This is a genomic window from Micromonospora sp. CNZ303, from assembly GCF_004345505.1.
Map to the genome: position 1 here is coordinate 57452 of NZ_SLVT01000011.1, position 20517 is coordinate 77968.

At 72.2% G+C, this 20517-nt stretch carries 26 protein-coding genes; 6 read left to right on the top strand and 20 right to left on the bottom strand.

Annotation, left to right across the window (positions count from 1 at the left end; all coding sequences use genetic code 11):
* Positions 1-48: 48 nt before the first annotated feature.
* The 4 genes from EV374_RS18460 to EV374_RS18475 are packed head-to-tail and all read left to right on the top strand — an operon-like array spanning position 49 to position 4173.
* Positions 49-405, top strand: coding sequence for a hypothetical protein (locus EV374_RS18460; RefSeq protein WP_132237012.1), 357 nt, complete (start codon positions 49-51; stop codon positions 403-405).
* A complete protein-coding gene (locus EV374_RS18465; RefSeq protein WP_132237014.1) occupies positions 402-683 on the top strand; it encodes a hypothetical protein in 282 nt (93 codons plus the stop codon). The genes EV374_RS18460 and EV374_RS18465 overlap by 4 nt, the downstream gene beginning before the upstream one ends.
* Positions 680-2110: a hypothetical protein gene (locus EV374_RS18470; protein ID WP_132237016.1), complete on the top strand. Its 1431-nt coding sequence runs from the start codon at positions 680-682 to the stop codon at positions 2108-2110. The genes EV374_RS18465 and EV374_RS18470 overlap by 4 nt, the downstream gene beginning before the upstream one ends.
* A 20-nt stretch (positions 2111-2130) precedes the next feature.
* Positions 2131-4173 (top strand): hypothetical protein, encoded by a 2043-nt coding sequence (locus EV374_RS18475; protein WP_132237018.1) that lies wholly within the window; start codon positions 2131-2133, stop codon positions 4171-4173.
* 51 nt (positions 4174-4224) lie between these two features.
* On the opposite strand, the gene EV374_RS18480 is transcribed toward EV374_RS18475, so the two are convergent.
* Both EV374_RS18480 and EV374_RS18485 read right to left on the bottom strand, forming a co-directional pair.
* On the bottom strand, positions 4225-4485 hold the full coding sequence (locus EV374_RS18480) for a hypothetical protein (protein ID WP_132237020.1): 261 nt from the start codon (positions 4483-4485) through the stop codon (positions 4225-4227).
* Between the two features lie 76 nt (positions 4486-4561).
* Positions 4562-4759: a hypothetical protein gene (locus tag EV374_RS18485; RefSeq protein WP_132237022.1), complete on the bottom strand. Its 198-nt coding sequence runs from the start codon at positions 4757-4759 to the stop codon at positions 4562-4564.
* A gap of 102 nt (positions 4760-4861) precedes the next feature.
* Between EV374_RS18485 and EV374_RS32640 the strand changes: the two genes are divergently transcribed.
* Positions 4862-5032 carry a hypothetical protein gene (locus EV374_RS32640; RefSeq protein ID WP_165947834.1) on the top strand — a complete coding sequence of 57 codons (171 nt, stop codon included), beginning with the start codon at positions 4862-4864 and terminating at the stop codon, positions 5030-5032.
* 184 nt (positions 5033-5216) lie between these two features.
* Here the strand turns inward: EV374_RS32640 and EV374_RS18490 are convergent, their stop codons facing one another.
* The 7 genes from EV374_RS18490 to EV374_RS18520 all read right to left on the bottom strand — a co-directional run bounded on the left by EV374_RS18490 (position 5217) and on the right by EV374_RS18520 (position 12363).
* Positions 5217-5600 (bottom strand): hypothetical protein, encoded by a 384-nt coding sequence (locus tag EV374_RS18490; RefSeq protein WP_132237024.1) that lies wholly within the window; start codon positions 5598-5600, stop codon positions 5217-5219.
* A gap of 306 nt (positions 5601-5906) precedes the next feature.
* Complete coding sequence (locus tag EV374_RS18495) at positions 5907-6191, bottom strand: hypothetical protein (protein WP_132237026.1); 285 nt, start codon at positions 6189-6191, stop codon at positions 5907-5909.
* A gap of 338 nt (positions 6192-6529) precedes the next feature.
* The gene (locus EV374_RS18500) at positions 6530-7360 is read right to left on the bottom strand and encodes a hypothetical protein (protein WP_132237028.1); all 831 of its coding nucleotides are present in this window, start codon (positions 7358-7360) and stop codon (positions 6530-6532) included.
* Positions 7357-7845, bottom strand: coding sequence for a hypothetical protein (locus EV374_RS18505; RefSeq protein WP_132237030.1), 489 nt, complete (start codon positions 7843-7845; stop codon positions 7357-7359). Before EV374_RS18505 ends, EV374_RS18500 begins: the two co-directional genes overlap by 4 nt.
* 13 nt (positions 7846-7858) lie before the next feature.
* The gene (locus EV374_RS18510; RefSeq protein ID WP_132237032.1) at positions 7859-10042 is read right to left on the bottom strand and encodes a hypothetical protein; all 2184 of its coding nucleotides are present in this window, start codon (positions 10040-10042) and stop codon (positions 7859-7861) included.
* Between the two features lies 1 nt (position 10043).
* The gene (locus EV374_RS18515; protein ID WP_132237034.1) at positions 10044-11957 is read right to left on the bottom strand and encodes a hypothetical protein; all 1914 of its coding nucleotides are present in this window, start codon (positions 11955-11957) and stop codon (positions 10044-10046) included.
* A 1-nt stretch (position 11958) separates the two neighbouring features.
* Positions 11959-12363 carry a hypothetical protein gene (locus EV374_RS18520; RefSeq protein ID WP_132237036.1) on the bottom strand — a complete coding sequence of 135 codons (405 nt, stop codon included), beginning with the start codon at positions 12361-12363 and terminating at the stop codon, positions 11959-11961.
* 366 nt (positions 12364-12729) lie between these two features.
* On the opposite strand from EV374_RS18520, the gene EV374_RS32645 reads away from it, so the two are divergent.
* Positions 12730-12885 carry a hypothetical protein gene (locus EV374_RS32645; protein WP_165947835.1) on the top strand — a complete coding sequence of 52 codons (156 nt, stop codon included), beginning with the start codon at positions 12730-12732 and terminating at the stop codon, positions 12883-12885.
* A 3-nt stretch (positions 12886-12888) separates the two neighbouring features.
* On the opposite strand, the gene EV374_RS18525 is transcribed toward EV374_RS32645, so the two are convergent.
* The 11 genes from EV374_RS18525 to EV374_RS18575 form a co-directional block, all read right to left on the bottom strand.
* A complete protein-coding gene (locus EV374_RS18525) occupies positions 12889-13455 on the bottom strand; it encodes a phage tail tube protein (protein ID WP_132237038.1) in 567 nt (188 codons plus the stop codon).
* 75 nt (positions 13456-13530) lie between these two features.
* Positions 13531-13986, bottom strand: a complete 456-nt coding sequence (locus tag EV374_RS18530; protein ID WP_132237040.1) for a hypothetical protein — start codon at positions 13984-13986, stop codon at positions 13531-13533.
* Entirely contained in the window at positions 13986-14285 is a 300-nt protein-coding gene (locus tag EV374_RS18535) for a hypothetical protein (protein ID WP_207914341.1), read from the bottom strand. Before EV374_RS18535 ends, EV374_RS18530 begins: the two co-directional genes overlap by 1 nt.
* Before the next feature lies 1 nt (position 14286).
* A complete protein-coding gene (locus tag EV374_RS18540; RefSeq protein ID WP_132237044.1) occupies positions 14287-14628 on the bottom strand; it encodes a hypothetical protein in 342 nt (113 codons plus the stop codon).
* The gene (locus EV374_RS18545) at positions 14625-15101 is read right to left on the bottom strand and encodes a hypothetical protein (RefSeq protein WP_132237046.1); all 477 of its coding nucleotides are present in this window, start codon (positions 15099-15101) and stop codon (positions 14625-14627) included. The genes EV374_RS18540 and EV374_RS18545 overlap by 4 nt, the downstream gene beginning before the upstream one ends.
* Before the next feature lie 19 nt (positions 15102-15120).
* The gene (locus EV374_RS18550) at positions 15121-15384 is read right to left on the bottom strand and encodes a hypothetical protein (protein WP_132237048.1); all 264 of its coding nucleotides are present in this window, start codon (positions 15382-15384) and stop codon (positions 15121-15123) included.
* 5 nt (positions 15385-15389) lie between these two features.
* Positions 15390-16307 carry a phage major capsid family protein gene (locus EV374_RS18555; RefSeq protein WP_165947836.1) on the bottom strand — a complete coding sequence of 306 codons (918 nt, stop codon included), beginning with the start codon at positions 16305-16307 and terminating at the stop codon, positions 15390-15392.
* An 18-nt stretch (positions 16308-16325) separates the two neighbouring features.
* On the bottom strand, positions 16326-16829 hold the full coding sequence (locus EV374_RS18560) for a hypothetical protein (RefSeq protein ID WP_132237050.1): 504 nt from the start codon (positions 16827-16829) through the stop codon (positions 16326-16328).
* A 63-nt stretch (positions 16830-16892) separates the two neighbouring features.
* Positions 16893-17606 carry a VG15 protein gene (locus EV374_RS18565; protein WP_132237052.1) on the bottom strand — a complete coding sequence of 238 codons (714 nt, stop codon included), beginning with the start codon at positions 17604-17606 and terminating at the stop codon, positions 16893-16895.
* Positions 17590-19047: a phage portal protein gene (locus EV374_RS18570; protein ID WP_132237054.1), complete on the bottom strand. Its 1458-nt coding sequence runs from the start codon at positions 19045-19047 to the stop codon at positions 17590-17592. The genes EV374_RS18565 and EV374_RS18570 overlap by 17 nt, the downstream gene beginning before the upstream one ends.
* The gene (locus EV374_RS18575; RefSeq protein ID WP_207914345.1) at positions 19044-20501 is read right to left on the bottom strand and encodes a hypothetical protein; all 1458 of its coding nucleotides are present in this window, start codon (positions 20499-20501) and stop codon (positions 19044-19046) included. The genes EV374_RS18570 and EV374_RS18575 overlap by 4 nt, the downstream gene beginning before the upstream one ends.
* Positions 20502-20517 lie beyond the last annotated feature (16 nt).

The window sequence follows — 20517 nt, forward strand, 5'->3', positions numbered from 1 at the left end:
CTTCCGAGCCAGGCCGGGCGCCGCCTCCAACGAACGGAGACCGCCATCATGACAAGCACCCAGATCCTGGTTACCGGCCAGGTGCCCGACGACTCGCCCGCCACCGCCCTGGCCGGCCGCCAGTTCGCAGCCCCCGTCGAGACCATCGAGCAGATGGTCCAGCGGATCACCGAGGCGCGGAAAGCCGGCGCGCAGCCCGCCATGCAGGTCATCTACCGCGAGAGCAGCTGGAACAAGGTGGTCGCCCCGGCGGCCGTCGCCACGATCCTGCCCACGATCGTGGCGGTGCTCGCCGAGCACGCCGGCCACCGCACCACCTCGCACACCGCCCTGATCGTCGCCGTCCTGCTCGCCTCGCTCGCCGGCACCGCGCTGATCCTCGACCACCGGGCGAGCACCCGATGAAGACCGCCCGCCAGCGCACCCGCGCCCTCAACGCCCGCGGCAACGTCGCCCTGGCCGCCGCCGTCGCGTTCGCCGGCTACCTCAGCACCAACTACGCCGGCACGGGCGGCTGGACCGGCCTGCACACCTGGCTGGCCGCCGCGCTCGCGGCCACCGCGCTAACCGCGCTGGCCTGCTACGCCCTCGCCTGGCGGATCGGCTCACCCCGGGGTGAGTCACCCCAGGTGAGTCACCCCACCCTCACCCCCTCCGAGACCCCCCGTGAGGTGCAGGAATGACGACCGAGCCGCAGGTGAGTCACCCCGAGGTGAGTCACCCCGAACCGACCGCCCCGCCGGCGCCCGTGCCGACCCCGGCGGAGGGCGAAACCAAGCCGGCCGCCCGGCCCAGAGCCGAGCGCACGCAGCGGCGCGGCTGGCGGATGCCCCCGCCGAAGGTCATCGTTGCCGCGCTGCTCGTGGCCATCGCGCTGGAGTTGCTGCTGTGGCAGGTCGCCGGGGTGTTCTGGGGCGTCCTCGTGCACGCCATCCTTGCCGGCCTGGTCCTCGCCGTGACGGCCGGGCTGCTGGTGTGGCGGCGGCGCGCCCAGCGGCGCGCGCTGGCGAGCGGCGAGCGGCCTCTTGGCCGGGCGGCGGCCGGCGGGCCGGCCATGGGCCAGCGGGCGCGCGGCGCGCTGGGTCGGCTCCTCGGGCGGGGTAGCTCGACCGGCACCGGGGCGGGCGGGAAGCGGGCGGGCATCCTCGGTGGCCGGTCGTCCGGTGCACGACGTGGCCTGCGGGGCCGGCTGACCGGTGCTGGCCGCTCCGGTGCCGGCCGTACGGGTGGGGCGGCTGGCCGCTCCGGAGGTCTGCTGGGTCGTCTCGGCAAGTCGGCGGCTGGCCGTCGCACTGGGGCGGGCGGGGGCCGGGCGGCGGGCCTGCTCGGTCGGCTCGGACGGGGAGCGGCAGCGCGGCGCGCCGGCTCGCCGGCCGGCACCGCCGGTACCCGGGCGACGGGCGGCGCCCGGGGCCGGGCCGGCGCGGCGTTGGGCCGGGCGCGCTCCGGTGGGCGGGCGCTGCTTGCCGCCGGGCGGGCGCGGGCCGCGAGCAGGCGGGAGGCGGCCAAGCCGCAGGGCAAGAAGAGCAGCTTCCTGCGCGGCTTCTGGCAAGGGCTGCGCGGCGAGACGAAGCCGGCCCGGGAGCAGCGCACGCTGCCGCCCGCCCCGAAGCACGCCAGCGGCGAGACGAAGCAGGACAAGGCGGCCAAGCCGGCGCCGCAGGAGAAGCCCCAGCAGCCCGCCAAGGAGCGGCTGGTGAAGGAAGCAGTCGAGAAGGCGGCCAAAGTGGCGCCGCAACGCACAGGAGGAACGTCAGCAATGGGAGACATCAACAAGGTCCGCGCTGCCGCCGACGAGTTGGCCGCGGCGCTGAAGGACTACGACCCGGAGACGATGCACCAGTTGGTCCGGGAGATGCCGCAGTTCGGCGAGGCGCTCAGCGCCGTCTCGGCGGGTTTCCGGCAGGTCGCCTCCCGAGCCGAGTCGGAGTGGCCCGTTGCCGCCCCGGTGGCGGAGGGTCTGCGCTCGATCGCCGACGACATCAAGGCTGGCGCCGGCACCGCCGAGGAGACCCGCGGCACGATCCGCCGGGAGAACGAGACCGACATCGAGCGCGGCGAGGCCCCCCGGCACGGGTCGGTCGAGTCCGAGCGCAAGTGGAACGTCTGAGCAGGTAGGGAGGTAGCGCGATGGACGGTCAGAGGTCGTGGGAGTCCGTGGCTGGAGGCATCATCGCCACGGTCGGTCCGCTGGTAGCCGCGGGCCTTGGATCGGCGGCGGACGTGCCGGGGTGGGCACCTGCGACCCTGGCCGTTACCGGCGCCGCTGCCCTGCTGACGCGGGGCCGGAAGCTGGGCCGGCGGTGGTCGGAGACGGCGTTCTGGACCGCCGCCGGTCTGGTGGCGGGGGCGTGGACGACCTGGTCGACGGTGACCGGGGTGTGGAACCTGCCGAATCTGGTTGTCGGGGCTGCCGCCGCTCTGGCCGGCACGGCGGTCGCGCCGGCGTTCGTCGGTGACGACGTCCCGGCCGTGCAGCAGCCGGCCGCCGCAGCAGCCACCCTGCCGGTCGGTCGGCGCGCACAGTGGAAGGCGCTGATCGAACGAATCGCCCGGGTCCGGCCCGTCACGATCATCGGCGACGAGGACTGGCCCAACTCGGCGGGCTTCACCCTGGGTGTGGTCTTCGCTCCCGGCTCCGGCGACTCGTGGACCGCGATCCGCGACGCTGCCGCCCGACTCGCCGCAGCAGCCCGGCTGCCAAAGGGCTGCGCGATCAGCGTCGAGGAAGGCGATCTACAGGGCACCGCGCTGGTCCGGGTGCCCACGGTGTACGCGCTGGCGGGCGAGCTGCGCCTGCCGGGGGACACGTCGGAGCTGTCGATCTGGGACGACCTTCCCATCGGTGTCAACGAGGACACCACCCCGGCACTGGTCAACCTGCGGCAGGCGTCTGGTCTGTTCGTTGGCCGGCGTGGAGGCGGGAAGACGAACCTGCTGAAGGTGCTGATCGGGCAGCTCATGCGCACCAGGGATTCCGTGGTGTGGATCGCCGATCTCAACGGTGGCGGCCTTGCGGTGCCGTTCATGCTGCCGTACGCCGAGGGCGCAACGACGTCGCCCCCGATCGACTGGGTGGCATCTACCGCTGAGGAGGTCGTGCTGATGGCGCAGGTCGCTGCCGCGATCGCCAAGGACCGCAAGGCCCGGTACGCCGGGCTCACCGCGAAGTCCGGCGGCGACCTACTGCCGGTCACCCGGGACCTGCCGCAGATCACCATCGTGGTCGACGAGTCCGCCGAGGTGGACGACGATCCGGCGGCGCGGGAGGCGATGGCCGCGCTGCTGCGGGTCCAGCGCATCGGCCGGGCCGAAGGCGTGAACGTCCTGTTCTCCGCCTTGCGGGCCACGATCGACACCATCCCCGTGTCCGTGCGGAAGCAGTCCAGCCTGAAGCTGTGTGGGCCGGTCGAGGACGACACCGAGCTGGAGTACGTCCTGCCGGGCGCTCGCGTCAGGTCTGCCGACCTGGTCCACCCGGGCACGTTCTTCCTGCGCCGCGGCGACCAGGGGGCGGCGGTCCGGCAGATCAAGGTGTGGCGGACCCTGCCGGATCAGATCGCGCAGATCGTGGTGGCCACCGACGGTCGGCACCCGGTCGTTGATCCGGCCGGCTGCCAGATCGGCGGGCGGGTGTACGCAGAGCGGATGGAGCGGCTGCGGCCGTGGCTTGAGGCGCTTGCTGGCGGGCCGGTCGGAGCCGTACAAGCTTCGGCGCCGGCCTCAACCGGCGGGGTTCACCGCGCGGCGTCGGCCGCTGCTCCCGTCGCGGTGGAAGTGGAGACGGAGGCTCCGGCTACGTCGGCGGACCGGAACGAGCAGCGGCGCAAGGCCCGGGAGGATCTGCGCCGGTTCACCGCCCGCATGGAGGTGAGCGGGATGCCGAAGGATCAGCTGGACGACGTGTTCGGCGCACTGGTCGCCGACCTGCGTCCGGCCGCCGTCCAGGACCAGGGCGGTGGTGGTGGCGAGGGGTGGCGGCCCGAGCTGCTCGTCGAGGTGGCCCGCGAGGCGGGTGCCGAGGGCGTCACGCCGACGGAGATGCGGCGGAAGCTGGAGGCGAAGGGCGTGCAGGTGCCCAGCGACAAGACGGTGTACGGCTGGCTGAAGCGGTACGTCGAGGATGAGCCGGCCAAGCTGCGCCGAGAGAACGGCCGATACACGGCGCTGTGAGCAGCAGAAAGCGGCCCCCACCAGCACGGTGGGGGCCGCTTTGCGTGTCGGTCAGTACCGGTCGTCGCCGTCATGCACCCGGGCGCGGGCGGTCGCGGCGAGCGTGGACGACTGCGCCAGGTCGTCGGCGGCGCGCGTGACCACGGCGAGGATCTCCTCGCGGGTGGCGCCGCGGCCGACGGCGACCTCGGCGGCGGTGGCGAGCTTGCGCAGGCCCTCGGTGTGGTCGTCCTTGGAGCGCTGGACGCGGGCGGGGTCGGCGAGCGCCGCGTCGACGTCGCGCTGCTTGGCGGGCGGGGTCGTCAGCGTCATCACGGATCCACTGTCGCACATGCCCGCTGGCCCGTCAGTCCCACGCGGCCGTGTGGCGGGCGAGGTAAGCGTGTTCCTAGTCGGCGGCTGCCGCCCGCGCCTGCCGGCGCTGCCGGAGGTCCAGCTCGCGGCGTAGGGCCCGCTCGACGAACGCGGCGAACTTCTCGCCGTCGGCTTCGGCTGCGGCGTACGCCTCGTCCCAGGTGGCGCCGATGCGGATGCTGCGGCCCTTGGTCTGTCCCGTGGCCGGTCGTCCCGGCTTTCCGTCTGCCATGGGAAAAATGTAGCACAGAAAATTGCCGTGAGCTGTAGACCTGCACCCCGTCCCGTGCCATACTTGTATTACAAGAACGGCCAGCGAGCAGGGGAGACGGAAATGACGGAGCGGGAGATCGGCGAACAGGCCCCCGAGGGCTGCGAGTGCTGCGGCGGACCCGGCGCGATCGTCCGCCCGGCCCCGAGCGGCGGACGGTACGAGGCCTGCGACGGCTGCCACGAGGACGAGGTCGCGCAGGCCGAAATCGACGCTCTCGCCAACGCGGCCTAACCCCGCCGGGGCCCGGGACGCCGGGCCCCACCCCACCCTGGGAAACCGCTTACCTGCCACGTCCGGATACGAAACGGCCCCCGCCCTCCCGAAGGAGAGCGGGGGCCGTCGCACGTTGGTCGGCGCCGGCCGGGACGTCACCGGCAAGCACCGCGCCGACGATGCTACCGGCGCGACGAGAGCATCAGGCGAGCCGCTCCGTCGCGGTGCCATCGATGACCCGGTCCCGGACGGGGCCGGTACTGATCGCAGACTGCTGCACGCGGGTGTTCTTCAGCAGGCCGACGTACGCGCCGACGGCGATGCCGAAGTTCACGGCCACCGCGTAGCCGACCTCGGCCGCGTTGAAGGCCAGGCCGGCGTCGACGGAGGCCAGCCACGCCTCCAGGAACGCTTTCACGGCGGCCAGGCCCAGCAGCACCAAGCCCTTTGGGCCGGCCGACCACGACTGGCGCATGAACAGCGCCGCGACGAGCGGCAGCAGGACGGTGAGCGCGAGCGACAGCACGCCCGGCAGGTTGGGGGCGAACAGGTAGGTGGGTAGCTCGGGCAGGACGATGGAGTCCATGGTCCCCTCCTCGGGGTGGATTGGGGCTGGAGTTTGATGGTCGCTACGGCGCCGTCTCGGAAGCGTCACGGCCGTTGACGGTCAGGCGGTGCCGGCCGGCCCGGCGCGTACGGTCAGCGAGTGGTGCGGATGAAGCGGGTCCCCGGCGGCTGGGCCGAGATCCCGGAGCCGTGCCCGGCCGGGCACGACGGCACGACCCCGGCGTGGGGTGCGTGCCCGGTGTGCTGGGAGATGGGCCGTCAGTGGCGCTGCACCCGGCCCGGGTGCGAGCAGGTCACGCAGGACCCGCACGACTGCCGGCCGTAGCTACCTCGGCGCAGGGCAGCCGAAGTCGGCGCGCAGCCTCGCGATGTCCGCCGCGATCTTCCGGCCCGTCGGCGTCTGCGGCGGCGTGTCCCGGTAGGCGTCGTCCATGGTGCTGACCACCCCGCACCATTTCCGCTCGCTCTCATGGGCCGCGTGGTTCGTGTACAGCATCGACGCCGCAGCGGCCACGATCGCGGCCACGAAGGACACGGCCAGGAACCGCCACCCGTGGCGCACCAGCCGCCTCAGGCGGCGCAGCTCACGCTCGTGCGCCGGCCCGGTCATCCCGGATCACCCGCCCCGGACGGCGCCGGCGATGGTGATGATGAGGTAGGCGGCGGAGAGCCCGACGGCGGAGACTGCGAGGGATCGGACGTCCCGCCGGTAGCGCCACTCCGCAGCGACAGCAGCCCCACGCCGGCCGGTATCCCCAGCACCGACACCGCCGCCACCAGCAGCGCCTCCGACGCCTGCCCGGGCGGCACCACGACGGTCTGATGGATGATCACTCCGAGGCCCGTGCCGATGCATCCGAAGTCCAGGGCGATCCTCTTGACGCGCTCTATCCTCGCCACCCACGTCCCCTAGCCTTCCCACCGCCGACACCGCCGAACCGGACGGGCTCACCCTTGGAGCCGCGCGGCCAACTCGTCGGCAACCTGCCGGGCCAGCGCGGGCGGGATCGCCGCAGCGATCCGCTCCGGGGTGAGCTGGGCGAGCAGGTGCGGCGCCAGCTCGGCGGCCAGGGCCTGCTCGTCGACGGGGTCCCGTCCGGCGGCGGCCACCGCGGCGGCGGCAGCCCGGTTGACCACCCGGTACGCCGGGTCCTCGCCGGCACCGTTGAGCAGGTCCCAGCTCCAGGTCTTGCGGGCGGTCGCGGTGGCGATCCGCTCCACGTCCGCGTCGGTGAGCGGCATGTCGTCCTCCAGGAGTCCGATGGTGGTCAGGTAGCGGCGGAACAGCGGCGTCTGGTCGCGGTTCGCCTTGATCGAGTCGCGGAACCACGATCCGTGGCTGTGCCACAGGTGGGAGTTGTCGCCCGAGGTGCGCTTCCGCAGCCGGTCCCAGCGGCGAACCGTCTTGCCGTCAACCGTGTAGATCCACTCGCGGATGTCGAGGGTGTCCGGGGCGCCGCGCTCCAGCTCGCCGACGATCCACCGGTTGAAGGTGTAGAGGTTGTGGGTCACGCCGTTCACGCGGACCTCGAACCACCCGATGTCCAGCGCGGCGGCGTCGAGGGTCAGACCCGCTTTGTCCCGGGGCGACTCGACCACGGAGTAGTCGCGGGTCAGCACCCGGTCGGAGCCGCAGTGGTAGCCGCCGCGGTGCGCCGGGTCGCCAACGATGCCGACCTCCGCCGGCTCCAGGTCGTGGTCGCGCACCCGGTCGTCGATGTTGAGGTGGTCGAGCAGCAACCGCCGCACAACCAGCAAGTTCTCCGGAGCCCGCGTCACGCGATCATCACCCTCTTCACGGTCGCCTGAGACTGCGCGTACGCGACCCCCACGTACGTGTCGAGGTTCCCGCCGGACGTCTGGAACGCCTGCAACTCCACGTAGTCGCCCGGCGCCAGCGACACCGTGATCGTCCGCGCGTCCGCGAGGGTCTGCCCCGCCGAGTTGGCGTTGATGTTGTTCCCGGATCCGTCGATCTCCGTGCCGTTCCGCGCCCACCGTGTCCACCGTTGACCCGTCGCGCTCGACGCCCACGACACGCCGCCCGACAGCTCGTAGATGCCGCCGTACCCGGCCGGCACCACGAACCGGGACGTGGCCGAGGCGATCGAGTGCATCCCGTGTGTGTCGACGTCCTCCGCGCCCAGGTTCACCGACGTCCACGAGTTGTTGGCGATCGTCTGCGTCACGGTCGCCCGGGCCCGGCACACCGGGTGGTTCAGGCGGGCAGGCGTGAGCTTCATACCCGTGGCGATTCCGGGCACCGGGCCTCCTTCGTCATAGCGCTGTTACTGCCGGGTCCCACACGTCGACCTCTGTGCCTGCCGGCCAGCCGCGCGAGACGCCGTTGACGGCGCGTGCGGTGACGGTCAGGGTCTGCGTCAGGCCCGTGCCGGTGATCGCCGACACGGTGACCTGCTCCCCGCCCATCCGCACGGCGAGCGGGAAGTCGCTCGGGTCGGTGCTCCAGGGGCCGTTTTCGGCGGTCGAGGTGATCTGCATGGACAGGGCGCCGGCCGTGACCGACGCGGTCAGCGTGGTCCCATCGGCGGCCACCCGCTGGTCGCCGCCGACCTCGGCTACGTCCCAGGGGTCGGCGGGCGCCGGGGCCACCTGCACCAACCACGACCGGGGGCCGATCGTCTCCGTCCAGCCGTCCACGAGCCGGTCGATCGGGCCGGGCCGGTGCTGGGCCGGCACGTTGGTCCGCACGATCCGCGACCCCACCCCGCACGCCAGCCACCCGGCGACCAGCCCCGGGTTCGCGGCCAGGTCGATCGGGAACGACGCCTCGCGCAAGTCCACGTCGGAGTCCAGGTGCAGCCGCCAACCGGCCTGGTCGGGCAGCTGCTCGTCGTAGGCGACGTTCAGTTCCACCGAGTCGTCGTACACGCCGCGGCGCTGACTAGTCGGGTCGTCGGCCACCGCGAACGAGCCGTCGCGGCGTTCCGCCGTCCACCGGTTACGGATCTGCTGGTCGTCGTAGGTGGGGGCGAGGACATCCCGGCTGGCACCGGTGACCGCGTACGTTGCCAGGTCGATGGTGAGGGCGACCGGCGGGTTGTAGCGGCTTGACCTCGGCAGGTAGCCCAGGCCGAAGCCCTGCTCGTAGAGGACGCCGCCGTCGACCTGCTCGCACTCCCGGTACAGGTCGAGGCGGGTGCCGGGGTCCTGCCAGCCCATCCGCTGCACGCTGTCGGCGTCGACCGCCGGCATGGTGAGGCTGATGCCGTCCTCGGCGACGAGTCGCGGCAGTCGGATGGTGGCCGGCTCCAGGCGGAATGCCTGGCGGGCGGCCTGCACGAACGTGCCGTCCGCGTCGGTGGAGCCGTTGATGCCGATCGGGATCGGGGCGACCGCCCACACGGCGATGTGCCCGGCGGGCATCTCACTGCTGGACGTGGCCCCGCTGGCGTTGACGGCGACGGAGACGACACCGCCGATCGTCCCGCCGAACGATGTGATTTTGCCGCTGGTCAGGGAGGTGTCCAGCCGCACGGTGACCGTGCCCCCCGACACCGCCGCAGACACCGCGTAGTGGTGGAACAGTGGGGACGCACCGCCGTGGTCGATCAGGGTGGTGGCCGCGCCCGCCGCAGTGAACGCCACAACCTGGCTGCGGGAGCCGGTGGTGACCTTGATCTGCCAGCGGGTGAAGGTGCCGCCGGTGGTAGTCCACTCGGCGATCACCACGTCACCGGACAGCGTCGACAGGGTGTCGACGCGCGCCGCGACGTGCACAGTCCAGGCCCCAGCCGCGGTGGCGGCGACCGCGTCTGCGGGCAGCAGTGCGGCGAGTTGCCCGCCGGCGGCGAGGTCAGCCAGGGCGGTGGTGCCGAACCGCAGCGTGGTGGAGGCGAACGTCACGTAGTCGTCGACCGGCTTGAACTCGACGTCGCCCGTCACCTGCAAGGCGGACGTGCCGGCGACACTCGCGCCGGCCTGGGAGGAGGTCTGGCCGTCCTCGGCGGGCCAGTACGCCACCGGCCGGGACGCCACGATGGTGCGGCGCATCGCCGACAGCTCCGGCTGTGCGCCCTGCTCCAGGCGGCGCAGGATCCTCGACGCGGTCAGCCGCACCGCCGACGACATCTGCCCCACCACGCCGGTCGGAACGAAGGTCGGCTCCCACTGGTCGGCGAAGCCGGCGAACCGCTCGTGCCACACGCCGGCCCACTGCACCCGCACCCGAAGCGGCGTCCCCAGCTCCACGTTCGGCCAGTAGGGCGACATCGGGTGCCGGGGCGTCAGCGCGGCGTCGTCGTTGTCGAGGGTCACCGTGCACGTGCCCGGCGACACCTGCCGCGCCCCGGACGACTTCCCGGCGCGAATGCGGATCGGTTCAGCGCGCAGCCGCGCCGACAAGTCCGTCCACGACCAGGTCCCGGGGTCTGCGGTCAGGTCGGCGCCGAACGCGGCATGCACCTGGACGGGCAGGTCTTGATCGTCAGGCCAGGCCACGTCAGCTCCCGAACGCGGCAGCCGGGCTGCCGCCGTAGTAGATGCGCACGCTCTCCCGGATGGCCCGGACGATCGGGTCGCCGTCGCCGCCCACCCACTCGGCGCGCAGCTGAGCCGGCGCCGGCGCGACGGCCGCCAGCCCATACGGCGCAGACGGCGCAGCCGCCAGCGGCGAGCCACCGAGGGCGAACGTGCCGGCCAGATCCGACGCCGCCGCGCGGGCGGCCCCGAGGTTGCCGGTGATCCCGGACGCGAGCAGCTCGACGATCGACCGGCCGGAGTAGAACGGGTTGCCCCGCCCCGACAACGGACCCTCCTTCGCCGGGGAGAACGGCAGGTAGTTGCGGATGGTGCCCGCCAGACCGCCGGCGGCGTTGCCCAGCGCACCGAACATCGACCGCAGACCGTTGATCAGGCCCTGGACGACGTTGCGGCCAGCCTGGAACAGCAGGTTGCCGAGGTTGCCGACCGCGCCGCGGATCCGCCCCGGCAGCCCACCGAAGAAGCTGGTGACGGTGTTCAGGGCGGCGCGGGTGCCGCCGGTCAGCCGATCCGTCAGGTTCCGCCACAGCCGCAGGGCGCCCGCAACGAAGCCCTCCACGTGACGGCGGGCCGCCGCGACACCAGCGGAAAAGGCCGCGGTGATGACCGCCCAGGCCGCCTGGATGCCGTCCCAGGCGTCCTTCACGTTCTGAAACAGGGTGGAGAACACGGCCCCGAGGACGTAGAGAAGGCCACCCACCGCGTCGATCAGGCTCGTCACCAGGAAGAAGATCACGTTGAAGGCGTCAGCCGCCGCAGGGCCGAGCTCCGCCATCACCGACAGGAACTGGCCGACGGACTCGCCCAGCGGCCCCATGTTCAGGGCGATGACCTCGAGCAGCGGCCCCGCCGCCTTCACGCCGTCGACCAGGCCCGGCATGGCCTCCTTCACGAACGCGGCGATCCCCTCGGCCAGGCCAGGCAGGTAGGGGCCGATGGCCTTGAACATCTCCTCCAGCGACGGACCGATGTCGATGACGAGCTGCTTCAGGGTTTCCATCGCCCGCAGCAGCGGCCCCGGCGCCGCTTCGGTGCCCAACAGCGGCCCCGCCGCCTTGGTGAGCGTGGTCTTGATGGTGGCGCCGAGGTCCGACGCCGCAGCCTGAAACCGGGGGTCATCCTTGACGCCCAGGATTCCCAGCGCGATGACGCCGCCACCGAGCGCGGCGAGGATGCCGCCGGCGATGGCCGCCCCCGCCAGCGGCGCCGCAACCCCCGCTGCCGCGATGACCGGCGCGAACATCAGGGGTGCCGGCACCGCCGACAGGGCCCCGGAGAACGCCGACGAGACCCGGCTGGCCAGGGACCGGCCGACCGTGTCCCCGGCCTCACCGACCGACCCGTTGCGGTTCGCGCTGTCGGCGTCGACGCGCACGTCGGCGTCGATGCGGGCGCGGACGGTGCGAGATACCGCGTCGACCTGCTCGCGCAGCTGCCGCTCGTACTCGCGCCGGTCGCCCGGCTCGGTGGGGATGTCGGCGCTCAGGGACGCCTCGATGGCGATGAGGGCGGCCGACAGTTCGGTGCGCAGCTCGTCCGTGTCGGGGGTGACCTCGACGCTGGCGGTGATTTCCCGGGTGATGGCGGCCAACTGCTTGCGCAGGTCGGCGCGCAGCGCGTCGGTGACCGGGTCTACCTGCACCGGCAGGGTCGGCTCCCGGCCGGAGCGGGTTGGCAGCTCGTCGGGCAGGTCGCCCGGGCGGAACTCGGGCCGCACCGGCAGCGTGACCGGCGCGCCAGCAAGCGCCTCGGCGATCATCTTGTCGAGGTTGCTGCCGGCAAACTCCTTGGCGATGGCCTTCTGGAGCCCCCGGGCGAAGCCCTTCGCCGACGGGATGATCGCCGCGTAGGCGGTACCGACCTCAGTGGCCACGTCATCCCTCTCTGATCAGTCCGAGGCGTTGCAGCCGTCCCACGTACTCGCGGCGCCGCTTCTCCGCCCGGGGGTCGGGCCGCTTGACCGGCTTCGGTTTCTGGCCCTTGCCGCCGCCGCGCTGCCAGTTCGCGCCGGCGAGCAGGTCCACGACGGCGGCGAGTAGGTAGTCGGTGGTCGACCAGCGGGCCGCCTCCCCGTGCAGGGCGACACCGAGCGCGGAGTCGGGGGGGAGCTGCCGGATCCGGTCCAGCAGCTCCCGGACGGTCAGGCCGCCGGCGAGGGCGGCACCGAGTCGGATGCCGTAGTGGTGGTGGAGGGCGGCGTCGATGGCCCCGCCGTGCTCTCGGACGAGGCGGGCGAGGCCGGCGATTCCCCCGGCTTCACCCCCGAGTGGGCCTGCCACCGGCGGAACAGCTCACCCATCGGCTTGGCCGGCTGCGGCAGCTGCTCGAACCGCTCCCACTGGTCGCCGAGGCCCCGCCGGAACAGGGTGCGGATCGCCTCGATGTTGCCCTGGTCGGCAGCCTCGGTGACCCGCCAGTCGGTGTCAGATGCGTGCGGCAGCTCGAAGTCCTGCCCGCCGTAGCGGAACCGGTAGGGGGCCTGGCGGTGCTCGGCGACGTACGCGTCCAGGTCGAAGACGTCGGACATGGTTTCTCCTCGCGGGCTGTGCGGGCTGGTGGTGCAGCGGCGGGCCCCGCGCCCGCTGACGGGCCCGCCGCTGCGATCAGGGGGCGCGCGTGTTGCGCAGGCGCGGCATGATGGCCGGATGTCTCAGCGCCCGGTCGTGTACGTGCAGCAGCGCAGCGGATGCGGACGCATCCTGCTCTGGCTGCTGATGCTGTTCGTCGTCCTGCCGTTGGTTGCGTGCGCCGGCTGGACCGTGCTCGGCCTGATCTTCACCGGCGGCAAGACCGGCCCGTAGCCGCTACGGCGTCGCCATGTCGTCGTCGAGGTAGTAGCGGTACGCCACCACCCCGGTCTCGTCGAGGTAGGCCGACAGCGTCCACTCGTAGACGGTGATGCCTTCGGCCGACCAGACGATGTCCCCGCGCTCGGTGACCTCCGCCTTCGGCAGGTACACCCGCTGGGCCCTGGTTGTGCCGTCGATGCCGTGCAGCACCCAGGCTCGGATGTCCGTGACCGGCGGCTTCTCCGCGACACTCGCGCCCTCGGTCGTCGAGGTGATCGTCGACCCGGGGTACTGGATGCCGAGGTTGAACAGCGACGTCTCGGCGGCGGCGAAGGTGAACGTCTTGGTGAACTGGCCGGGAATCCGGCGGACCAGGGCGTTGCGCTGCCAGATGAACACGTCGGTGCGGTCCTGGCTGGTGGCCTCGGTGAGCCCGTCGCTGGAGATCGCCCCGACCTCGATGAAGTCGGCGCCCAGCGCCGCAGTCGCGTTCGTGGGGGCGACCACGCTGGCATCGCCAGGCGTGGTCGTCGCGACGAGGCCGTCGGTGTACGCCCTGATCAGGTCGATGTCGACCGCCATGGGTCTCTCCTCCTGTGCATGGTGAGGGCCCGGCGGTCGCCGGGTGATGGTCAGATCGCGGGCGCGAGCTGAGGGCTACGCGGGCCGGCCGCGCATGCCGATCTCGACGGTGAGCTGAGTGATCGTGCGGGTCGGGTCGGCCGGGTCGGGCACCGGGATGGGCCCGCTGAACGTGGCCACCCGGTAGCAGGTCACCGGCCGGGGCCAGCCGGGAATCGTCACGTCCTGGCCGCGAATGCCGCGCAGCAGCGCCCACCCCATCTGGGCGAGGGCCTGCCGGTTCATCTCGTCCGACGCGGCGCCCGTCGAGTACCACACCTGCGCCTGCAACCGCGGGGAGTCGGCCACCTCGTGCAGCTCCACCCCACCGAGGCGCCGCAGCCGCACGTACCGGCCCGGCGAGGTGGCCGGGGCGACCTTCGTTCCGACCGTCACGCCGGCCGCGTACGGCTCCGACCGGGCGGCCAGCCGGGCACGCAACCACGTCACCGCCACCAGCTCGGCGTCCGGGTAGAGCGCCACCGGGTGCATCAGGCGTCCCGGGCGGCGTCGATCGAGCTGGTGAGGACGCCGTGCTTCGCTTCCACCGCCAGACCCGCCGGGTGGTCCAGGACCACGCGGGCGCGGGCCCGCTGCTCGCCGGCCCCGACGTCCACGGTCACCGGAAGCGGGACCTGCCCCGGCGTGCCGTCCACCCGGATGCCGGCCGCCTCCACCTGCTCGGCGACAGCCGCCGCCTTCCGGCCGAGCACCGCCTGGACGCCCCCGGAGCGGAGCAGGTCCCGCATGCCACGGCGGTTCAGCTTCACCCGCGTCACCCTGATGGACATCTCACCCCTCCACCCGGTTGCAGTACACGACCGTGCCGAACGCCGTGCTCGTGTACGGGCTGGTCCAGTCGAAAGGCTCCCCGACCACCTCGTAGTCCCGGGCGCGCACGCTCAGCCGGTCCGTGGCCGCCACGTCGGCGCCAGGCGGCATGAACACGACCAGGTCGGAGACGACAGCGTTTCGGTCGTCGAGGACCTCGCTGCCCCGAGTGCCCTGCGCCACCGCGCACCCCTCGTACGGAGTGGACGTGGCCGCTGCCCAGTCGGGCACCGGGTTGCCGTACCCGTCATCGACCAGGCCGGCACGTACGACCGTGACCGTTTCCCCGTACGGGAACCTCACGGCTCCACGACCTCGTACAGCGGTCCCGCCAGCGTAAGGTCCGCGCCGCACGAGCAGTACGCCGCCCCGAACATCAGTGAGCAGATCGGCGAGTGCTGGATCGCGCACCCCGGGGCGGTGTCGATGGCGAACGCCGACGCCGGCCCGGCCGTACTGCACAGCTCCTGGAGCGCCTCAATCTCGGACGGCCACAGGTTGAAGCCGGTCCGCTGCCGGGTGTCGACGGTGACCGAGTACGGGCCAGCGGTCTGCTGCTGAAACGCGCCCGCACCAGCCTCCGCCCAGCGTTTCACCGCGCCGAGCAGGATCAGCTTCGCCTCCGCGAGCTGGTCCGCGGTCGGCGGCGGGTCGGTGGCGCCCAGACAGGGGGCAACCCGCGACGCCCGCGCGTTCGCGCCGGCCACCATCGCCTCGACCAACTCCGCCGACTGCAACGCTGCCGGCAGGTCGGCCACCTGGATGATCTCAGCCACGGGTCACCCCCTTCCCTGGTTACTGCTCGGCGCGGGCGTCGTCGGCCTTCAGGGCCGCGACCAGATCCGGCTTCCGGCCCTCGGCGGACACTCGGCCCGCCTCGTCGCGGCCCTCGTTGCGCCGCTCGATCTCGGCCTTCAGGTCCGCGACCTTCATCGCCTCGTAGCCCTCGGCAGCAGGACCGGCCGGCTCGAAGCGGCCACCGAGGCGCTCGGCGATCCGCTCGCTGGTCTGCACCGTGACGCCCCCGATGGTGCCTCGCACCAGCTTCACGTCAGCCATGGCGATCAGACCTCCTGGGTCGCGTCGGTGACCTTCGCGAAGGCGTTCAGGTCCGCGATGCCCCAGCCGTACACGACCTCCGCCCGGAACGCGACCTGGTTGTTGCGCTTCAGGTCGCCGCCGCCGTCCGGGTCGCCGTAGCGGATGACCTCCAGGCCGATGGACTTCTGCACGCCCCAGCGGATCGCGGAGAAGTCGCCCACGAACGCGATGACGTTGGTCGCCACCGCCGCCACACCGAGAGCGCGGACGGTGTTGGACACCGACGCGCGGTGCCCGTCCAGCTCCGACACCTCGGTCGACAGCCGGAAGTTCGGGTAGAGCTTCTGCTCGCTCTGCGTACCCCGCAGCGCCGAGAACTGCGCCGCGAAACCCGGGTCGAGCGCGATGTCACGCGGGATGAACCCGTCGGCGAGCACGAGCGCGTCGGCCGCGTCGAGAACCGCGTACGGCTTGACCTTGTTGGCGCCGGTGAGCACGGCCTCCAGCGTGTTGGTCGTGTCGGTGAGACCACCGTTCATGGCGGTCACGACGGTGCCGCCGGTCGGGTTGATCTCGTGGAACACGCCGAAGTCGAGCGCGCGGGACAGCGCCGGCTGGATGAGGTCGAGGATCTCGTCGACGACCTCAAGCTGTCGGTCCTCGTCGGCCCACAGGACTTCCTCGTTCATGCGGAGGGTCTTGTGGAACTTGTACGGCTTGACGGGCTTGCTCGTCGGCGTGATCGTCGAGGCGCCCTTCTGGCCGCCCTCGGCGACGTACTCGGCCTCGCCGATGTCGAAGGTCCACGACTCGCCCTCACCGAACGTCATCGGGGTGGCGGCCGAGAGAGTGGCGACGCAGGAGCCGCCCTTGATCTTGCCGAGCCAGGGGCTCAGCTTCTGCTTGGGGATCGAGAGGGATCCCGTCGCCAGTGATGCCACGGTCTACTCCTGAAGAGGTCAGTCGACATCGAACAGGCGACGCGTGAACTCGCGCATGTCGCTGTTCGATCCTGAGTTCGGGTTGTTGCCCTCGCGGGGCACGTGGTTGCCGGCCTTCTTGCGGCCGTCGGCGCGCTGAGCGAGGCGCTCGGCCTGCTTGGTCAGCGTCGCCTCGTCGGCGCCGGTGAGGAACAGGTCGGCGTCCTCGTCGGAGATGCCGTGCTTGGCCGCGACCCTCAGCCGCAGCGCGGTGGCTTTGGCCTGGTCACGTTCCCGCTCGGCGGCAGCGGCCCGCTCAGCGAGCTTCTCCGCCTCCGACTTGTTCGCCTGCTCGATCTCGTCGAGCCGCGCCGCCTTCGTCCTCAGCTCGTCGTAGTCGGCAGGCTTGGCCCGCTTCACACGCTCGCCGATGATCCGGTTCAGCTCGTCCTGCGACGTGATCGGCTTGAAGCCGTCGCCAGCGCCGGGCGTGGTCTCGCTGGTGGTGTTACCGCCCTGAGTCGACGCGCTCGTCTCGCTCACTGTTCCTCCAGAATCCGCGCGTTGACCGCCGCGCGTCGGCGTACCCCACCCTTCGGCGGGAAGTCAGTTGATGCCCAGGTCGGTGCGCATCTGGGCGAGGATCGCCTTCGGGTCACCGCCAGCCTTGCCGCGGGCCGCGTTGTACTCCTCTAGCAGCGCGTCCACGTCGTACGGCTCCGCCTCTCCCGGCCACACCGGCGTCGGCACGCAGTCGCACTTGCTGTGGTAGCTGTTCGCCAGGCCGCCGGCGTCCTCCTCCGAGTGGTACACCGCCCCGCGGGACGCGAGCAGCCGGCAGAACGCGCACGTCGTCGCACCTGTCGGCACCCGCGCCCACCTGGCGTCCGCCGGATCCCGGTCCACGCTGCCCGCGATCGTCTGCCGGCCCGGCTGCAACACCAGCCGCTGCACACCGCCGGAGAGATGCTCCAACGCCTGACGCTGGTCCGGCTGGGCCCCGAACAGCGGACCGGCAGCCCACCGGGCCACCGCCGCCGCCTGCCCGTCCGGCGCCGGGTCCGCCATGACCGCCCGGAACCGGCCCGACGCACCCGCGCCCGCCCGCAGCTCGTCGTACCAGTCCGCCGCCGCCAACGCCGCCGCGTCCCCGTACGTCGCCACCAGACCGGCGGTGAACGTCTCCAGCTCCCGAACCGGCACGTCACCCGTCAGCGACGCCATCAGCTGCTCCCACCAGGCGACCAACTCGGCGAGCGCCAACGCCACCACGTCGCGCTGCACGGTCCGGAACTCGGCGACCTCAGCCCGCGTCGCCACTGCGGCTCTCCAGCGTCGCCACGGCCGGGTTCTGCCGGGCCACCTGCGCCGCCGCCGCGAGCATCGTCGTCCGCTGCTGCGCCTGTGCTCGCCGCCGGTCGGCGAGGGCCCGGTCGATCTGCTGCCGGTCCAGGCCGAGCAGCTCCAGGCCCACCTCGGTGTCCGCCAGCCACGGCACCGCCGACAGCTGCTTCATGCCGGCGTCGGCCTGCGCCGCCCGGCTGAGGAACCGCGGATCACGCCAGCGCGGCTGGATCGTCGCCCACTCCGGCGGCACGTCCTCGGCCTTGATGCCGTTCTGCATGGCCAGGGCTCGCACCACCGCCCGGCGCAGGTACGGCGCCCAGTCGTCCGTCGCCCCCTCGGCCTCCGCGATCAGCTCATGCTGTGCCGCGTCGTACGCCTCCGCGCTGGTCGGGTTCGCCAGGTCCGTGATCGCCACCGCCGTGTCCGGCAAGCTCGTGGCCCGGGCGAACATCTTCGCCGTCGCGTTCAGCACCTCGAGGTGCGGCGCCGGCGACGACGCCGGGAACTGCTTCACGTCCGCCCGGTCGAGCTGGTCGCCGCGCTCGTCCTGGTCCTCGCGGTCGGGGACACCCTTGATGCGGCCCATCACGACCTGCCACGACTGCTTCGTCGACCCATCGGCGTTCTTGAAGATACTCTCGTCGGCGCCGAGCAGCCACAGGTCGGGAATGGCGTAGATTTCGGAGTGCGCCTCCATGCGGATCAGCGCCCGCGTCGCCTGATCCTGGAGGGCCATGACCTCGCGGGAGATCCGCGACGACCCGAACGCGCGATCCAGGCGCGGCCGGTACGGCAGCGGCTCCGCCGGCACCCCCCACGGATGCTCCTGCACGTCCGCCGTCCAGCCCGACGAATCCCGGTCGGCAACGATGGTGCGGCCGTCGAGATACAGCGCCAGCGCGGTCGGCTTGCCGTCGTCGTCGCGGCCTGAGATGGACAGCAGGCTGTCCAGCCTGCGGCGCCGCCCGTTCCATTCGCCGGTCGCGTTCCGCGCATCCCGGAAGTGGATCAGTGCGTCCGGCTCGCCCTCACCGCCGCGGGTGTTCACGATGAAGCTGGTCGAGTGGATCAGCGACGAGATCGTGCCCTGCGACACCTCCGACCCCAGGTTGTTGCCCTCCCACACCCCACGCCAGCCGAGGTCGTCGAGAGACCCATCGGGCCACACGAACCCGTCGAGGTTGCAGCGCCGGGCGAGGACGTCGACGGCCTTGGCCGACCAGCCCAACACGATGCCCAGCCGCCAGTACTGCGGCGGGATCACCGACCCGACCAGCCGGACGACCTTCTTCATGTCGTAGTACGCCGACCGCAGCCGGTTCCGTTCCTCCTTCGCCCGGAGCTGCTCCAGCAGCCCGTTCAGGGTGCGGTTGTCATCGTCGGTGATCCCCGGAAGGGTGATCGTGTCGCTCACAGCACCACCGCCCTCCGGCCACCGCCGCTACGTCCCGCACCCGCCCGGCCGGGCTTGCGGACCTTCGTCTGCTGGGCGCCGATCAGCGCCAACGTGCCTGCCTGAATCGGCGTGATGTCCTGCTCTGCGGTCTTCCGCGACCACACCCACATGCCCGTGTCACCCAGCGCCCGCTTGCCTGCGGCGAGCGCAGCCGACGTGAACTGCGGCTGCCCGATGTGGTGCAGCCACCCGGTCACGATCCCGTCGAGAACCCGCGAGCAGCCCGCACCCAGCTCGGCGACCTTCACCGGCGTCGCCTGGAGCTGGGTGCCCTTGAAGAACCAGCGGTCGCCGCGCTTCTCCAGCAGGGCGGCGATCGGCCCCGCCACGTCCACCACCACCGCACGGATCTGCGGATTCGCCGCCACCGTCGCCACCAGGTACGGCACCAGCCACGCCACCCCACGACCCCGGGTGTGCTGGTCGTCGTCCAGCTCCATGTGCCAGGCGCCGTCGGCGCGCTGGCCCGCCAGGGCCACCGACGCCCAGGTCAGGTCGGGGCCGCACTCCGCGCCCAAGGCGAAGCGGTCCACCGCCACCGACAGCTCGTCGGCCTGGTCCTTCCACGACGGCGCCGGGATGACCCCGCTGGATTTGGCCGCGTCCCAGATGCCGAGGGCCTCGCGTAGCCACGCCTCGTCCGACGGCAGGTTCTCCCGCAGCCGCAGCATCGACTCCAGCGGCGTCCGCGCCGGGAACGACGGGTTCGCCTTCGCCCACTGCTCCCGGTCATCCGGGTCAGCGTCCTCGTCGGCGGAGCACTCGATGTAGACCATGTCGTCGGACTCGCCGGCGATGGCCTTCGCCCGCTTCGCCGAGAACGCCTCACCCGGGTCGATCGGTCGCGGCGGCGTGCCCATGTAGAACAGCAGCGCCCCATGCGGATGCCGGGACTGGTTCGTCGCCGCAACCATGTCTTCGAGCGCCTTCTCCGTCAGGATCTGCGCCTCGTCGAACACCTCGACGTCGACCTCATCGAAGCCACGCCCGAAGCCCTGCTCCCGTGCACCGAACATGATCACAGACCCGTTGCGGAACGCGATCTCCTGCTCGCCGTTCGCCGTCCGGATACTCGCGATGTGCGGCGCGACCTTCTTCCGGCGGGCGAAGCCCTGCAACGCCTTGAAGGTGTTCGTCGCCGTGCGCGTACGGTGCGCCGTCCAGATCACCTTGAAGCCCGGGAACAGCACGCACAGGGCGAAGATGATGCGGCCGACAAGGAAAGTCTTCGCGACCTGCCGAGGGATGCTGAGCACCACCCCGCCGATCGTGGCCGCGTAGATCCCGTCGGCTCGCTTGCCGAGGATCGCCCGGCCGGCGCCCTCCTGCCACTCGTCGAAGACGTCGCCGAACTCGCGGCACTTCTCCCGCACAGCCGGCCACCCGGTGGCCACCACGCCGGAGGGCAGCACGACGTGCCGGGCTACC

Bases quoted from the DNA above. Each gene is read 5' to 3' on its own strand.
- EV374_RS18460 (WP_132237012.1), top strand. From the start codon at position 49: ATGACAAGCACCCAGATCCTGGTTACCGGCCAGGTGCCCGACGACTCG.
- EV374_RS18465 (WP_132237014.1), top strand. From the start codon at position 402: ATGAAGACCGCCCGCCAGCGCACCCGCGCCCTCAACGCCCGCGGCAAC.
- EV374_RS18470 (WP_132237016.1), top strand. From the start codon at position 680: ATGACGACCGAGCCGCAGGTGAGTCACCCCGAGGTGAGTCACCCCGAA.
- EV374_RS18475 (WP_132237018.1), top strand. From the start codon at position 2,131: ATGGACGGTCAGAGGTCGTGGGAGTCCGTGGCTGGAGGCATCATCGCC.
- EV374_RS18480 (WP_132237020.1), bottom strand. From the start codon at position 4,485: ATGACGCTGACGACCCCGCCCGCCAAGCAGCGCGACGTCGACGCGGCG.
- EV374_RS18485 (WP_132237022.1), bottom strand. From the start codon at position 4,759: ATGGCAGACGGAAAGCCGGGACGACCGGCCACGGGACAGACCAAGGGC.
- EV374_RS32640 (WP_165947834.1), top strand. From the start codon at position 4,862: ATGACGGAGCGGGAGATCGGCGAACAGGCCCCCGAGGGCTGCGAGTGC.
- EV374_RS18490 (WP_132237024.1), bottom strand. From the start codon at position 5,600: ATGGACTCCATCGTCCTGCCCGAGCTACCCACCTACCTGTTCGCCCCC.
- EV374_RS18495 (WP_132237026.1), bottom strand. From the start codon at position 6,191: ATGACCGGGCCGGCGCACGAGCGTGAGCTGCGCCGCCTGAGGCGGCTG.
- EV374_RS32645 (WP_165947835.1), top strand. From the start codon at position 12,730: ATGTCTCAGCGCCCGGTCGTGTACGTGCAGCAGCGCAGCGGATGCGGA.
- EV374_RS18525 (WP_132237038.1), bottom strand. From the start codon at position 13,455: ATGGCGGTCGACATCGACCTGATCAGGGCGTACACCGACGGCCTCGTC.
- EV374_RS18530 (WP_132237040.1), bottom strand. From the start codon at position 13,986: ATGCACCCGGTGGCGCTCTACCCGGACGCCGAGCTGGTGGCGGTGACG.
- EV374_RS18535 (WP_207914341.1), bottom strand. From the start codon at position 14,285: ATGTCCATCAGGGTGACGCGGGTGAAGCTGAACCGCCGTGGCATGCGG.
- EV374_RS18550 (WP_132237048.1), bottom strand. From the start codon at position 15,384: ATGGCTGACGTGAAGCTGGTGCGAGGCACCATCGGGGGCGTCACGGTG.